The sequence below is a fragment of the Halorubrum kocurii JCM 14978 genome (assembly GCF_000337355.1).
GTDB classification, from domain to species: Archaea; Halobacteriota; Halobacteria; order Halobacteriales; family Haloferacaceae; genus Halorubrum; species Halorubrum kocurii.
The window spans coordinates 61,774-75,358 of record NZ_AOJH01000057.1 but is presented as its reverse complement, the minus strand read 5'-3'; the positions used below and the strand labels follow the sequence as shown (position 1 = coordinate 75,358).

Genomic DNA, 13,585 nt, shown 5'->3' with positions numbered 1-13,585 from the left:
CTGTGCGGTTGCGGTCGGGTGGGACTCAAAGGGGCAGCCGTGAGGATGATGCAGGCGACATAAGCACCGCAGGGAGCGAACGAAGTGAGTGACTGAGGAGCGCAGCGAGCGTGCATCATCCTCACGGCTGGGGCTTTGGAGGCCTTCAGCACGTCGTCGTCGACGTATAAACAGCCGACAGCAACATCACTCGATCGCTTATTAACAACCGTTTCACCAATTCGCGATACCCACTCCCGCTATCGATCAAGAGGCCCCGTTCAGCGCCCAACCGTTTCAGGTGAACCATCTCCGAAGAGGCGAATTCAACAGCTCCGATTTCTCCGTTCTCACCGCCGTCCCACGGTCGAGTAGTCGGCGATCAGCCCGTCCACCCCGGCCGCACGGAGTCGGTCGGCCTGATACCACGTCTCGACCGTCCAGGCGTTCACCGTGCGGCCCGCGTCGTGCGCGGCCCTTATCACGTCAGCTTCGCCGAACCGCGACGCGTCGAAGAACGGCGTCCCCCGGACCGCGTCGATCGGCGGATGCACGGCCGCCGCGTCGTACCGACGGGCGATCGCCAGCGCGTCCTCGACCGACTCCGAGAACAGCGGCGCGACCGGACACTCGGACCGCTCTCGGGTCGCGGCGAGCGCGGCCTCGTGGAACGACGAGACGAGCACGTCGTGCTCCCGCTTCTCGGCGGCGTCCGACACTCGGTCGACGAGCGGGCGCCAGACCGCTTTCCGCGCCGCCAGCGCCTCCGGGGACAGCGCCTCGCCGGGACAGAGCGCGGAGCGCGGTCGACCGGGGTTCTTCAGCTCGACGTTCACGCCGACCTCGGAGGGAATGGCGTTGAGGACCGCTCCGAGAAGCGGTACGGTCTCGCCGCTCCCGAGGACCTCGGCAGCGGTGACCGTCGCGGTGCCGGTCTCCCAGATGGTCCCGGTCGAGTCAGTGAGCCCGCGGTCGTCGGGTGCGCCCGGGGGACCGCCGCGCCCGGAGAGGTCGGCGTCGTGAAAGACGACCGGGTCGCCGTCGGCGGTGGGGACCACGTCGATCTCGACCCAGTCGGCTCCTCCGGCGCCCGCGGCCGCTGAGGCCGCCGCGACGGTGTTCTCCGGGTTCTCTCCCGCGAATCCGCGGTGAGCGAACAGGAGCGGGTCGCCGTCAGGAGGTCGGATCACAGCGCGTCGAGCACGGCGTCGGCGACGACGCCGACCGCCTCGTCGCCGACCGATCTGGCTCGCGCGAGCGGGCCGGACGACCCCTCGCCGTCGACGTCGGCCGCGCTGTCGACGTCGGCCGCGCCGTCGCGTTCCGCTCCGTCGCTCCGAGCCGCGTCCGGCGCGTCCGAAGGAGTCGACGTGTTTGCAGCGGAACCGGGGCCGGTACGCTCGTCCATCGGTCGGTGGCTCGAAGCGCCGGGGCAAAAAGGTAGGTATCGGTTCGGGGCCGGAGACGCGAGAGGGGACGCGCGGCGACCGCGGTCGCCGGTCAGACGTGTTCCTCGCGCGGCTGGACGACGACGAACCCGTCGGAGCCGTCGAACCGCATCTGGTAGCGCTCGCCCGACTCCTGGCCGATCATGTCGGAGAGGCTCCGGTTCACCTCGACGTCTGGCGACGTTCCGCCCCACGCGACGGTCGCGCTCGGGTCGGTCGCGACCGGCGGCTTGAGGACGATCGGGTCGCCGTGGGTGGTCAGCGCCACGTAGCCCGGGCCTTCGAGGTAGACGTTGCTGAACCCCCCGGCGAGCGCGCCGGCGAGGCTGTCGATGGCGCTGATCTCGTAGGAGAGCGACTCCTCGAACGCGAGCACGTCCTCGCCGTTGACCGTGATCGACTCGCCGGCACCGAGCTCGATGACCTGTACCTTCTTTCCGTCGTCTGCGAAGTAGACGTGACCGGCGCCCTCGACGGCCATGATGGGCGTGCCCTCGCCGGTGGCGGCCTCCTTGAGGAAGCCGGTGAGGCCGCCCTCCGCGGAGGCCTTCCCGGTGAACGAGACGTCGCCCGTGTACGCGACCATCGACCCGGCCTTCGCCATCACGGTTCCGTCGACGTCGACGTCTAAGGTGTAGCTGTTCTCGCGCTGGAACGGTTCCGCGCTGTCGGTCGGTGCGTTCGCGGCGGTGAACTCATCTAGGTTCATAGTACGGGGACCGAACCGTTCGGTTCGGCTGTACGGAGCTTCCCCGGTATCACTTAAGAACCTACGGGAGAGACAAAGAGCGCTTTCACGGCGCGCAGCACGACCGCTCGGGTCCAGCCGCGCGGTTCCGGTCTCAGTAGACGACGAGCGAGAGGTACAGCTGTCCGACGCCGGCGGCGATCATCACGGCGCCCGCGACCCGCTTCAGCAGGCCGGCGTGGGCCATCACCCGGTTGGCGTTGCTGACCAGCCCCACGCCCGTCGCGACGGTCGTGGCGGCCATCAGAACGGCGACGGTGCCGGCGTACACCGAGAGGACGAGGACCGCCGTCTCGGCCGGGAGCGCGATCGCGCGGGCGATGACGCCGAGGAACACCGGTGCCACGCAGCCGGCGCCGGCCAGCGCGTACCCCGCGCCGAACAGGCCGAACCCGAACACGCCGGTGCGCCGCTTCGGCAGCGGGACCGAGACAGACGGCATCCGCCCCGAGACCACGAGCAGTCCGAAGGCGATCAGCAGCGCGCCGACGAGCGTCTCGAAGACGGTGATGTTCGAGAGCGTCGAGTAGCCGACCCGGACGGTAGCGCCGGCCAGCAGCGCGAACGTCGCCAGCACCCCGACCGCGGCGGCGACGCCGCGCACGCCCGCCCCGAGGACCGACGCGGAGTCGGCCTCGACGGAGTTGACGTAGAAGCCGACGTACCCCGGCAACAGCGGGTACGCGCACGGCGAGAAGAACGTCGCGACCCCGGCGGTCAGGGCGAACGGGACGTTCGTCGCGAGCGAGATGTCGGTCATCGGTCGACGCGCCTCATCATCGGTCGAGCGCGCTCTCGATTCCGTCGACGAACTCCTCCGTGGTGTGGGTCCCGGAGGTCGCCCAGCGGACGCGTCCGGAGGCGTCCACGGCGCGCGCACTCGGGTAGCCGCCGACGTTGAGTCGGGCTGCGAGTTCGGCCGAGACGTCGGCGGCGACCAGCCAGTCGCCGTCGTGCTCGCGCCACCAGTCGGCGACCGTCTCCTCGCTGACCGCGTCGCCGACGTCCTCGGTCGTCACCGAGACGAACAGCACCTCGTCGCCGATCCGGTCGTGGGCGGCGACGAGATCGGGCATCTGCTCGGCGCAGGGGGGACACCACGTCCCGAAGAAGTCGACGAACGTCGGGCGGTCGGGAGCCGGGAGCGTCACCTCCCCGTCTCGACTTCCCGGTGCGTCGATCGTATCGATCGTCACCGAATCGACCGGCTCCGACGCGTCAGTCGCGGTCTCACCGCTTCCGGGGGTGTCGCCGCCGAGCGCGGTTGGCACGTTCCCCGTTGCGACGGCGCCGGCCCCTCCGAGCACACCGACGCTCGCGAGCCCGGCGAGGAGGTCGCGGCGCCTCACGCGGTGACCACCCGCTCGAAGTCGTCAACGATTCGCTCGATGTCCGTGCTCGGACCCCTCGGGTACGAGCGCTCGACGATCCCCTGCTTGTTGACGAGGAGGATCAGCCCGTAGTGCGGGAACGCGTACTCCAGGTTCTCGTACTGCTCCCCGTCCGTCTTCTCGATCTTCAGCCCGAAGTTGTCGTCCATCAGCTCCACGCCCGCCTCGTAGCTCTCGGGACGGAGGAAGTGCCAGTTGCCGGCGTCGAGGTCAACCCCGCGCTGGCTCGCGTACTCGCGGAGGACGTCCTCGGTGTCGCGCTCGGGGTCGAAGGTGAGCGGGAGGAACGCGGCCTCGTCACCGTATCCCTGCTCGGCGGCCCGCGCTTGCACACGCCGGAGCCGGAGGATCAGGGCCGGACAGACGCCGTCGGGGCAGTTGGTGTAGAAGGAGGTCCACAGGAACGCGCGCTCCCCCTCGAACTGCGCGGTCGAGATCTCCTCGCCCGTGATCGGGTCGGGGACGGCGAACTCGGGCATCTCGTCGCCGTGGATCGGGTGAACCGGGTCGCCGCGGTTCTGTTCCGGCGGACCGAGGACGGTCCCCTCGGCGCCGGAGTTGCCGAGGACCCCGGCACAGCCGGCCGTGGCGGTCGTGCCGGCGGCGACGCCGGCCGCGGCGAACGAGCGGAGGAAGTGGCGGCGATCCATGTCGTTATCCGACCTACGTGGTCGCTCGTAAATGAACCCCGCGGCTGATGGCACGCGCTGAACACAGGTGAGGATCCGTCTCCGAGCGGGTGTGAGTCCGCCCCGAGACGGTCGTGGTACCGTGACCCTCGCAAGGGTTATCCCCGAACGGGCAGTACGTTTGTTTGCAATGGCAAACGGTAAGGTTGATTTCTTCAACGACACTGGCGGCTACGGTTTCATCTCGACTGACGACGGCGACCTCGACGACGACGAAGACGTGTTCTTCCACATGGAAGACGTCGGCGGCCCGGACCTCGAGGAGGGTCAGGAAGTGGAATTCGACATCGAATCGTCCCCCAAGGGACCCCGCGCGACGAACCTCGTCCGCAACTAAACCCCCAAGTCGCGGACGGCGCGTCCGCACGCAATATCGGATCTCGGCCGCCGGTCGACGCGATCGGCGCCATCTCCGTTTCTTTCACACTTATCACCGCTCGACGAGCAACGCGTTTATCACCACTCGACGAGCGACGCGTCTCGCTCCGTCTCCCGCGACTAGCCGTCCGTCCTCACCGCGATCGACCGTTTAAATACGAGCGCGGGCGAAGCCTCGCCAGTGAGCGATTCCATCCCGACCGGCTGTGGGCCGGTCGACGACCTGTTGGGCGGGGGGTTCGAGCGCGGGGTCGTCACGCAGGTGTACGGCCCGCCCGCGGCCGGCAAGACGAACCTCGCGCTCGCCGCGGCCGTCGCGGTCGCCGCCGGCGGCGACCGCGCCCTCTACATCGACACCGAGGGGCTCTCGATCGACCGGTTCGAGCAGATGGCTGCGGGGCGAGCCGACCGCCCCGACGCCGACGAGTCGGTCGAGGAGATCGCCTCTCGGTTGGTGATCTCGGAGGCGTACGACTTCGACGACCAGCGCGAGGCCGTCCGCGACGCCGAGGAGCTCGCGGAGGAGGTCGAGCTGATCGTGTTGGACTCCGCGACGGGCTTTTACAGACTCGAGCGCGCCGGCGACACCGAGGGCGGGCAGTCGCTTCGCAAGGTCGCCAAACAGGTGACGCACCTCCTGTCTCTGGCCCGGCGACACGACGTCGCCGTCGTCATCACGAACCAGGTGTTCACCGACCCCGACAGCGATCGCGACCGCGCGCTCGGCGGCAACACCCTCAACCACTGGACCGGCGCGATCCTCCGCGTCGACCGGTTCCGCGGCGGGAACCGCCGGGCCACGCTCGAAAAGCACCGCTCGAAGCCCGCGGGCGACACCGCCACTTTCCGAATCGTCGCCGACGGGCTCGCCGAGGGCGCGGACGGGTAACCGTCGCGCGCGGCGTGAAAGTTATGAGCGCCCCGCCGACGTAATGTGTAATGAGCGACGGGTCGCCTCCTTCGTGTGTGGTCGCTGCGGCGGTGCTTGTCGTCGTCTCTTTGCTCGTCGCCGCCGTCGCGCCCGGCGCGGTCGCGGGCGGGCTCGTCGCGGGGAGCTCTGGAGGGGGGAATTCAGATGCGGTCGATCCCCGACCGTCCCCCGACGACGACGCGGTCGCCCCCGGCCTGCGCTCGGCGAACGGCACCGTCGAGGTCGTGGTACGGTTCGCGGGCGACGCGCGCCTCGGAGCCGACGGCGGCGGGGCGGTCGAGTCGGAGGACTCGGCGACGCTCTCGACGACCGACCTCAAATCGAACGCCGCGAACGCGCAGGCCGACTTCGAGACGTTCGCCGAGCGGAAGCCCGGCGTTGCGGTCGAACAGAGCTTCTGGCTCGCGAACGCGATGCTCGTCACGGTCGACACCGAGAGCGTCGCGATCGAACGGCTCCTCGACGTGCGCGGCGTCGAGCGCGTGCACGGGAACTTCGAGGTCGAACTCGACTCGGCGGCGGCTGCCGAAAGCGGGAACACACCACAGATCGGTGCTCCCGGTCCCGCCGCAGGACCGACGAGTACCGCTTCGGCGACGGGGACCAACGCGACCTACGGCGTCGAGATGGTGCGCGCGCCCGAAGTCTGGGAGACCTTCGGAACGCGCGGGGAGGGCGCGACCGTCGCGGTGTTCGACACGGGGATCGATCCGGAACACCCGGACCTGAACGTGAGCGGGTGGGCGGAGTACGATGCGAACGGGAATCTGGTGAGCGAGGGTCCCGAAGACGCCTACGACGACGACGGACACGGAACCCACGTTGCCGGAACGGTCGCCGGCGGGAACACGAGCGGGACCGCGATCGGCGTCGCGCCGGAGTCGGACCTGTACGGGATTAAGGTACTGGACGATACCGGGTCGGGGACGTTCTTACAGGTCGTCGCGGGGATGGAGCACGCCACGGAAAATGAGGGTATCGACGTGCTCCAACTGAGTCTCGGTGGCGACGGGCAGGCGGACGAGTTCATCGAACCGATACAGAACGCCCGAAGTGCGGGGAAGATCGTGGTCGCGTCGTCAGGAAATAGCGGAAGCGGCACATCGAGTTCGCCCGGGAACGTGTACGAGTCGTTCGCCGTCGGTGCGGTTGACCAAAACGCCGAGGTCGCCTACTTCTCCGGCGGCGAGACGCTGAACACGAGCGAGGACTGGACGAAAGACGCCCTGACTTCCGACTGGCCCGACGAATACGTGGTTCCGGACGCCTCAGCGCCGGGCGTCTCGGTTAACTCATCAACAGCAGGAGGTGGCTATCGCACACTCTCCGGCACCTCCATGGCCGCCCCGCACGTCAGCGGCGTCGCCGCGCTGATGCTCTCGGCGAGCACGCGGGAGGTCTCCGACGACGAGCTCTCCGACACGCTCCGCGACACCGCCGACCACCCGGAAGACGCGACCGAGCCGGACACCCGATACGGGACCGGCGTCGTGGACGGGTTCGAAGCTGTCTCTTCGGTCACGAGCGCCGAGTTCGCGGTGAGCGAGTTCGACGCCGCGGCCGAAACCGACCCCGGTGCGACGGTCGAGGCGGCTGCGACGGTCACCAACATCGGTGACGGACCGGGAACTGCAACCGTCGAGTACCGATTTAACGAGACCGTCGGGAACGACACGACCGTCTCGCTCGATCCCGGCGAATCCACACTCGTCTCGTTCACCTACGTCGTCCCCGACGAGACCGACCCGGCCGAATACGCACACGGCGTCTACACCGAGGATTCGAATCAGACGTCGACGATCACCGTTCGGAAACCGCCGTCGTACGCGGTCGCGAACCTCTCCGCGACCGACACCGCCGAACTCGGTGGTCCGCTGAACGCTACGGTGAACGTGACGAACGACGGCGAGGTGGCCGGTGACAACCGCACCGTCGAACTCAAACTCGCCGACCCCGCGAACGCGAGCAACGTCAGCGTCCTCGCCGCGGAGAACGTCTCGCTGGGGCCCCGAAATGCGACGACGCTCTCGCTCACCGGAACTGTCCCGAGCGAGTTCGGGACCGGCGAGACGACCGCGACGGTCGCCTCGCCCGAAGGCGAGGCCTCGGCGTCGATACGGATCGGCGAAGCCGTCGGGACGGTCAACGGGACCGTCACCGACGCGGAGACGAACGACACGCTCGCAGACATGGACGTGGTCGTGAGGAACGGCACGGAAGTGGTTGGGACGACGGAGACGGGAGCCGAGGGCTCGTACGCGGTCGACGTTCCGGCGACGGAGCTCACCGTCACCGCGAGCAACGCGACGTACGCTCCGGCGAATCGGACCGTGGCCCTGAGCGGACCGGGAGACGCCGCGACCGCGAACCTCTCACTCGCGCTCCGAAACGGTACGCTGAGTGGCGTCGTCAACGCGAGCGACGGCCTCGCCCGCCCGTCGAACGCGACCGTGACGGTCACGAACGAGACGGACGTGGCGGTCGCGACCGCCGACGCCGCCGGCGACGGCGCCTATTCCGTCGGGCTCCGTCCAGGCAGCTACAACGTCACCGCGGACGCGCCGGACTTCGAGCACCGGACGAGAGCCGACATCGATATCTCGCCGAACGTCACGACGAACGAGGACCTCGCGCTCCCACCGCGGCCGGGGTCGCTCTCCGGCGTCGTGACGAACCGGACCGACGGCGAGGCGGTCCCGAGTGCAACGGTCACGGTGGGCGGAGACCGGACGGACGCGACCGACGCGAACGGAACGTACGCGCTCGACGCGCTCGACCGCGGCGAACAGGAGATAACCGTCTCCGCGGACGGGTACTCGGAGGAGCGACGGACGCTCACCCTCACCGCGAACGACAGCCGAGAGCTGAACGTCTCGCTGTCCCCGCGCGGCGTGTTCGCTGTCACCAACCTCTCGGGAGAGAGCGAAATCGAACAGGGATCGAGCGGCGGCTTCGCGGTCACCGTGCGAAACGACGGCCGAGTTACCGACGACGCGACCGTTGACGTCGCGCTGAACCGAAGCGGCTCCGTGAGCCCCACCCCCGTCGTCATCGACGACGTTGCGGTCGGCGATACCGGGTCGAACTCGTTCTCGGTGTCACTCGGCTCAGGTGCGTCGACCGGGACGTACGCCGTGACCGCCTCCACACCCGACGGCGAGGAGACGGTCACGTTTGTCGGGGTCAGCGGCGAGGACGGCGGTACCGATGATGGCGGCGGGGACGATGGGGGAGGCGGCGGTGGCGGGGATGGCGGGGGAGGCGGTGGAGGCGCTCAACCGTCACCACCCGCAGGCGACACTGACGACGAGCCGGAAGACGAGACGGATGACTCGACGAACGAGACGGACGACGCGACCAACGAGACGGATGACTCGACGAACGCGACAGACGACCTGACCAACGAAACGGGTGACCCGACGAACGCGACCGACGACCTGACCAACGAAACGGGTGACCCGACGAACGCGACCGACGACCTGACCAACAAAACGGACAAACCGGTGAACGCGACCGACGACACGACGGGCGGCGAAGGCGAGTCGGTCGACGACGGGCGGGCGGACGGTGACGGCGAGACCGACGCGGAAGACGTCGACGCCGGAGACGACGACACCGCCGACGGAGGCGGCTCGACAGACGGAGCGCCCGGTTTCGGTCTCGCCGTCGGCCTGCTCGCGGTCCTCGCGGCGACGCTTCTCGCCGGGCGGCGTGGGGAACGCGGCGGGCGCGGGTGACTAATCGGACATCGGACCGCATCGCGGAGGCCGAAAACGGAGGGAGAACGGAGACGGACGCGGAAGCCGCGAAACGCCGGAATCAGTCGGAGGGGACGATGCGAACGGTCACATCGGGCGCCATCGACCTACAGTTCGCCGAGCTTGCGCAGGAGCTGACCGCGGTACTCCTCGTCGGCGTTGACGCCTTTGATCTCCAGGACGTTGCGCTCCAGTTTGTCGAGCGCGACGTGGAACGCGTGTTCGGCGCCGTACCCCTCGCCGGAGCCGCCGACCTGCCCCTCGTTTGTGCGGAGGCGGATCTGACACTGGATCAGGGGCGTGCCGCGGAGCTTCTCCTTGTGGGCGTGGAGCCGGACGTGCGCGTGGATGACGTGCATGTCCGCGTACTTGTTCGCGACCTGCTCGATCGACTCGACGATGTGCTCGCGGGAGGTCGTGTCCAGCAGCTCGACGTTGGTGATCTGTACGTCCATCGAGTCCTGCTCGGTGAACGTGAGCGCGCGCAACACGTCGGTCTTCGTCACCATGCCCGCGACCGTGTCGAACTCCTCGGGCGTGACGACCAGCCCGGAGATGTCGCTGTCGAACATGCGCTGAACGACGGCCTCCGCGGTCTCGTCGGCGGTCGCGGTGACGACGGGGCTCGACATGATGTCGTAGACGGGGATGTCGAGCATCCGGTCGATGTCGCCGGCGCGGTCGCCGCTGCCCTGCCGCTCGTGGTCGCGGACGACGAACTCGACGATGTCGTTGGTGGTGACGACGCCGACGAGCTGGCCCTCCTCGTCGAGGACGGGCAGCCGGGAGATCCCGTTCTCGCGGAGGCGGTTGATCGCGCTCCCGACGCTGTCCTTCTCGCTGATTCCGATCACGTCCTCGGTCGCGATCTGGCCGACCGTGATCGCGTCGAGGCTGTCGAGCACGGCCTCGAGGATCTGGTCGACGGTGACGATCCCGTAGAGCTTCTCGCCTTCGTACACCGGCGCGATCTTCACGTCGCCCTCGACGAGGAGGCGCGCGGTCTCGCGGAGGTCCTCGTGACGATCGACCGACGGGGCGGACTTCATGACGGCCGACACCTTGGTGTCGTCCTCCATCCGGGAGCGCATGAGCTGTTTCTCGCCCACCACGCCAGCGTACTCGCCGCCCTCGGTGACGACGATCCCCTTCGGATTCTCGCGCTCGAAGATAGACCGGACCTTAGCGAGTCGTTCGCTGGCGTCGACCTCGACGTACTCCGGCACTGCGATATCAACAATATTCATGGTCCAATCTGAGGGTTGGACGCGCCGGGTATTGAAAGTGCGGGAGGCGTGCTCGCGAGTGGGATCGGCCTCCCCGAATAGCGTCCCTCCCAATACCTTTCCGTTCGGACGACGAGAAGGGTCCATGCGACTGTCTACCGCGTTTATCGCGATCGGGATCCTGCTCATCGTGGTCCCGTTGCCGGTGCCGATTCCGTTTGTCGGGCTGATCGGCGGGACCGTCGTCCTGCTCGTCGGGATCGGTCTCAGGCTGCTGGGCGGGTGAACGCGTTGAGCGCGCGAACCCGCTCGGCGCGCGAACGCCGCAGACCGGTGAAAGGCTTTTGCCGGTTACCGACGGAGAGGGGGTCGTGTACGACGCCGTCGTCCTCGATAAAGACGGGGTCCTCGTCGGTCGGACCCCGTTCGACACCCTCAGGGAGGCCGCCTGGGACGCGTTCGTGAGCCTCGGCGTCGAAGATCCGGACCTCGCCCACGTCGACGACGTGGCCGTCGGCGTCGACCCCGCCACCCTGACGGACATCTGCGAGCGTTACGGGCTGGACCCGGTCGAGTTCTGGCGGGTCCGCGACGAGACCGCCGCGGCGGCGCAGGTCGACGCGGCGCGAAGCGGCCGCAAGACCCCCTACGACGACGTCGACGCGCTCCGCCACCTCGACGCCTCGCTCGGGGTCGTCTCCTCGAACCAACAGGCGACCGTCGACGCGGTCCTCGACCACTTCGGGCTCGCCGGGCGGTTCGAGGTCGCGTACGGCCGCGAACCCTCCATCGCCAGCCTCTCGCGGAAGAAGCCGTCGCCGTACTACATCCAGCGCGCCCTCGAGGACCTCGGCGCCGAGACCGCCATCTTCGTCGGCGACAACGAGTCCGACGTGCGCGCCGCCGACAACGCCGGGATCGACTCCGCGTTCGTCCGGCGCCCGCATCGCCGCTCGACCGAGCTCTCCTGTCAACCCACATACGAGATCGACGACCTCCACGACCTCGTGAGCATCTGCGGGCGGGCCCCGGTCGACCCCGGCGAAGGTATCTGACGGGGTCGGACCGCTTGACGGTCTCACCGATCGGTTTTTGCGTCGGTCGCTCGGAACGCGGGTATGCACCTTCCGCCCGTCGGCCTCGGGACCATGGGGATCGACGACCCCGACGCGATCGCGACGGCGCTCTCCGTGGGCTACCGTCACCTCGACACCGCCCGGATATACGGCAACGAGGCCGTCGTCGGCGACGGGCTCGCCGCGACCGGCGTGGACCGCGACGCGGTCACGGTCGCCACGAAGCTGTGGGTCGACGACCTCGGCGACGGGGACGTCGGGCCGACCGCCCGCGAGAGCGCCGACCTGCTGGGCGTGGAGGCCCTCGACCTCCTGTACGTCCACCGCCCGCGGGGAGCGTACGACCCGGAGACGACGCTCCCGGCGCTCGACCGGCTCGTCGACGAGGGCTCCGTGCGCGAGGTGGGGGTCTCGAACTTCGAGGTCGACGAGCTCGACCGCGCGCTCGAGGTTCTCGACGCCCCGCTCGCCGCCCACCAGACGGAGCTACACCCCCTGTTCTACCGGCCGGAGCTCCTGGAACACGCCCGCGAACACGGGTACGCGATCGTCGCCTACTCACCGCTGGCCGGCGGGCGAGTGAGCGAGATCGACGCCGTTGCCGAGATCGCGGCGGCACGCGACGCGACGCCCGAGGCGGTCGCGATCGCGTGGGCGACCGCGAAGGACCCGGTCGTGGCGATCCCGAAGGCGTCGAGCGAGCGGCACCTCCGAGCGAACCTCGCCGCCGCTGACCTCGATCTGACCCCCGAGGAGACCGCCGCCATTGACGCCGTCGACCGCGAGGAGGAGCTGTTCCCGGAGTAGCGGACCGGTCGGGCTCGGACGCGGTCTCGGACAGGCCGGGCCCGCACAGGAGGCCCCTCCGCGGCGTCGAAGGGGCCGCCGGGGAGCGACGTCGAACCGAGGGACCGATCCACGCTCTCGCATATCTCGAACGCACGTACGTCGGATCTGGGCACGATCCCGCGTCGTTTTTATATCGCCTCGCCCTCGGATTCGGTATGACCGAGACAAGCGGCGAGGACGCCGCCGACGGGACGCGGATCATCGACGGCGAGGCGGTGGCCGCCGACGTGCGGGACGACGTGACCGCCCACGTGGAGGCCTTGGAAGCGGCGGGCGTGACCCCCGGACTCGCCACCGTGCTGATGAGCGACGACCCCGCGAGCGAGACGTACGTCTCGATGAAACAGCGCGACTGCGAGGAGGTCGGCATCGAGAGCGTACACCTCGAGATCGACGCCGACGCCCCGGCCGAGGAGCTGTACGACACCATCGACGACCTGAACGAGCGCGAGGACGTCCACGGGATCTTAGTCCAGCTCCCGGTCCCCGACCACGTCGACAAGCGGCGGGTGCTCCGGCGGATCGCCCCCGAGAAGGACGTCGACGGCTTCCACCCGGAGAACGTCGGGCGGCTCGTCGCCGGCGACGCCCGATTTAAACCCTGCACGCCGCACGGCGTCCAGAAGCTGCTCGCGGCGTACGACGTGGAGACCGAGGGCGCCGACGCGGTCGTCGTCGGCCGGTCGGACATCGTCGGGAAGCCGATGGCGAACCTCCTGATCCAGAAGGGGCCGGTCGGCAACGCGACCACGACCGTCTGTCACTCCCGGACGGAGGACTTGGAGGGGAAGCTCGCGACCGCCGACATCGTGATCGCCGCGGTCGGTGTCCCGGAATTCATCGACGGCTCGGCGCTCAAAGAGGGCGCGACCGTCATCGACGTGGGGATCAACCGCGTCGACGCGGACACCGAGAAGGGGTACGAACTCGTCGGCGACGTGGCCTACGAGTCGGCGAAAGCGGCCGCGGGCGCGATCACGCCCGTCCCCGGGGGCGTCGGCCCGATGACGCGCGCGATGCTGCTGTACAACACGGTGAAAGCCGCCGGACTGCAGTCGGACGTGTCGCTCGACCTCGACTGAGGCGACCGAGGCGGCGACGTCCGAAGCGGC

General features: G+C 69.0%; 14 protein-coding genes. 7 read left to right on the top strand and 7 right to left on the bottom strand.

Annotation, left to right across the window (positions count from 1 at the left end; translation table 11 throughout):
- Positions 1–329: 329 nt before the first annotated feature.
- The 6 genes from C468_RS08800 to C468_RS08775 form a co-directional block, all read right to left on the bottom strand.
- Positions 330–1,169 (bottom strand): glycerophosphodiester phosphodiesterase, encoded by an 840-nt coding sequence (locus C468_RS08800; protein ID WP_008848541.1) that lies wholly within the window; start codon positions 1,167–1,169, stop codon positions 330–332.
- The gene (locus C468_RS08795) at positions 1,166–1,387 is read right to left on the bottom strand and encodes a hypothetical protein (RefSeq protein ID WP_008848540.1); all 222 of its coding nucleotides are present in this window, start codon (positions 1,385–1,387) and stop codon (positions 1,166–1,168) included. Before C468_RS08795 ends, C468_RS08800 begins: the two co-directional genes overlap by 4 nt.
- Positions 1,388–1,479: 92 nt before the next feature.
- Positions 1,480–2,136 carry an AIM24 family protein gene (locus C468_RS08790; RefSeq protein ID WP_008848539.1) on the bottom strand — a complete coding sequence of 219 codons (657 nt, stop codon included), beginning with the start codon at positions 2,134–2,136 and terminating at the stop codon, positions 1,480–1,482.
- A gap of 133 nt (positions 2,137–2,269) precedes the next feature.
- A complete protein-coding gene (locus C468_RS08785; RefSeq protein WP_008848538.1) occupies positions 2,270–2,935 on the bottom strand; it encodes a cytochrome c biogenesis CcdA family protein in 666 nt (221 codons plus the stop codon).
- A gap of 16 nt (positions 2,936–2,951) precedes the next feature.
- A complete protein-coding gene (locus C468_RS08780) occupies positions 2,952–3,524 on the bottom strand; it encodes a TlpA family protein disulfide reductase (protein ID WP_008848537.1) in 573 nt (190 codons plus the stop codon).
- Positions 3,521–4,216: an SCO family protein gene (locus C468_RS08775; RefSeq protein ID WP_008848536.1), complete on the bottom strand. Its 696-nt coding sequence runs from the start codon at positions 4,214–4,216 to the stop codon at positions 3,521–3,523. The genes C468_RS08780 and C468_RS08775 overlap by 4 nt, the downstream gene beginning before the upstream one ends.
- A 169-nt stretch (positions 4,217–4,385) precedes the next feature.
- Between C468_RS08775 and C468_RS08770 the strand changes: the two genes are divergently transcribed.
- From C468_RS08770 to C468_RS08760, 3 genes are all read left to right on the top strand, one after another.
- On the top strand, positions 4,386–4,592 hold the full coding sequence (locus C468_RS08770) for a cold-shock protein (protein ID WP_004595330.1): 207 nt from the start codon (positions 4,386–4,388) through the stop codon (positions 4,590–4,592).
- 222 nt (positions 4,593–4,814) lie between these two features.
- A complete protein-coding gene (gene radB / locus C468_RS08765; RefSeq protein WP_008848535.1) occupies positions 4,815–5,522 on the top strand; it encodes a DNA repair and recombination protein RadB in 708 nt (235 codons plus the stop codon).
- Between the two features lie 50 nt (positions 5,523–5,572).
- Complete coding sequence (locus C468_RS08760; protein WP_049912150.1) at positions 5,573–9,301, top strand: S8 family serine peptidase; 3,729 nt, start codon at positions 5,573–5,575, stop codon at positions 9,299–9,301.
- Positions 9,302–9,429: 128 nt separating this feature from the next.
- Here the strand turns inward: C468_RS08760 and C468_RS08755 are convergent, their stop codons facing one another.
- Positions 9,430–10,569 (bottom strand): CBS domain-containing protein, encoded by a 1,140-nt coding sequence (locus C468_RS08755; protein ID WP_049912149.1) that lies wholly within the window; start codon positions 10,567–10,569, stop codon positions 9,430–9,432.
- A gap of 124 nt (positions 10,570–10,693) precedes the next feature.
- Between C468_RS08755 and C468_RS18585 the strand changes: the two genes are divergently transcribed.
- From C468_RS18585 to C468_RS08740, 4 genes are all read left to right on the top strand, one after another.
- Positions 10,694–10,834 (top strand): hypothetical protein, encoded by a 141-nt coding sequence (locus C468_RS18585; RefSeq protein WP_008848532.1) that lies wholly within the window; start codon positions 10,694–10,696, stop codon positions 10,832–10,834.
- An 85-nt stretch (positions 10,835–10,919) separates the two neighbouring features.
- A complete protein-coding gene (locus tag C468_RS08750) occupies positions 10,920–11,603 on the top strand; it encodes an HAD family hydrolase (protein WP_049912148.1) in 684 nt (227 codons plus the stop codon).
- Positions 11,604–11,666: 63 nt separating this feature from the next.
- Positions 11,667–12,431 (top strand): aldo/keto reductase, encoded by a 765-nt coding sequence (locus C468_RS08745; RefSeq protein ID WP_008848530.1) that lies wholly within the window; start codon positions 11,667–11,669, stop codon positions 12,429–12,431.
- 197 nt (positions 12,432–12,628) lie between these two features.
- Complete coding sequence (locus tag C468_RS08740; protein ID WP_008848529.1) at positions 12,629–13,555, top strand: bifunctional methylenetetrahydrofolate dehydrogenase/methenyltetrahydrofolate cyclohydrolase; 927 nt, start codon at positions 12,629–12,631, stop codon at positions 13,553–13,555.
- Positions 13,556–13,585: the final 30 nt, after the last annotated feature.

Coding starts and splice junctions, on each gene's coding strand:
- C468_RS08795 (WP_008848540.1), bottom strand. CDS start 1,387: ATGGACGAGCGTACCGGCCCCGGTTCCGCTGCAAACACGTCGACTCCT.
- C468_RS08790 (WP_008848539.1), bottom strand. CDS start 2,136: ATGAACCTAGATGAGTTCACCGCCGCGAACGCACCGACCGACAGCGCG.
- C468_RS08785 (WP_008848538.1), bottom strand. CDS start 2,935: ATGACCGACATCTCGCTCGCGACGAACGTCCCGTTCGCCCTGACCGCC.
- C468_RS08775 (WP_008848536.1), bottom strand. CDS start 4,216: ATGGATCGCCGCCACTTCCTCCGCTCGTTCGCCGCGGCCGGCGTCGCC.
- C468_RS08770 (WP_004595330.1), top strand. CDS start 4,386: ATGGCAAACGGTAAGGTTGATTTCTTCAACGACACTGGCGGCTACGGT.
- C468_RS08760 (WP_049912150.1), top strand. CDS start 5,573: ATGAGCGACGGGTCGCCTCCTTCGTGTGTGGTCGCTGCGGCGGTGCTT.
- C468_RS08755 (WP_049912149.1), bottom strand. CDS start 10,569: ATGAATATTGTTGATATCGCAGTGCCGGAGTACGTCGAGGTCGACGCC.
- C468_RS18585 (WP_008848532.1), top strand. CDS start 10,694: ATGCGACTGTCTACCGCGTTTATCGCGATCGGGATCCTGCTCATCGTG.
- C468_RS08745 (WP_008848530.1), top strand. CDS start 11,667: ATGCACCTTCCGCCCGTCGGCCTCGGGACCATGGGGATCGACGACCCC.
- C468_RS08740 (WP_008848529.1), top strand. CDS start 12,629: ATGACCGAGACAAGCGGCGAGGACGCCGCCGACGGGACGCGGATCATC.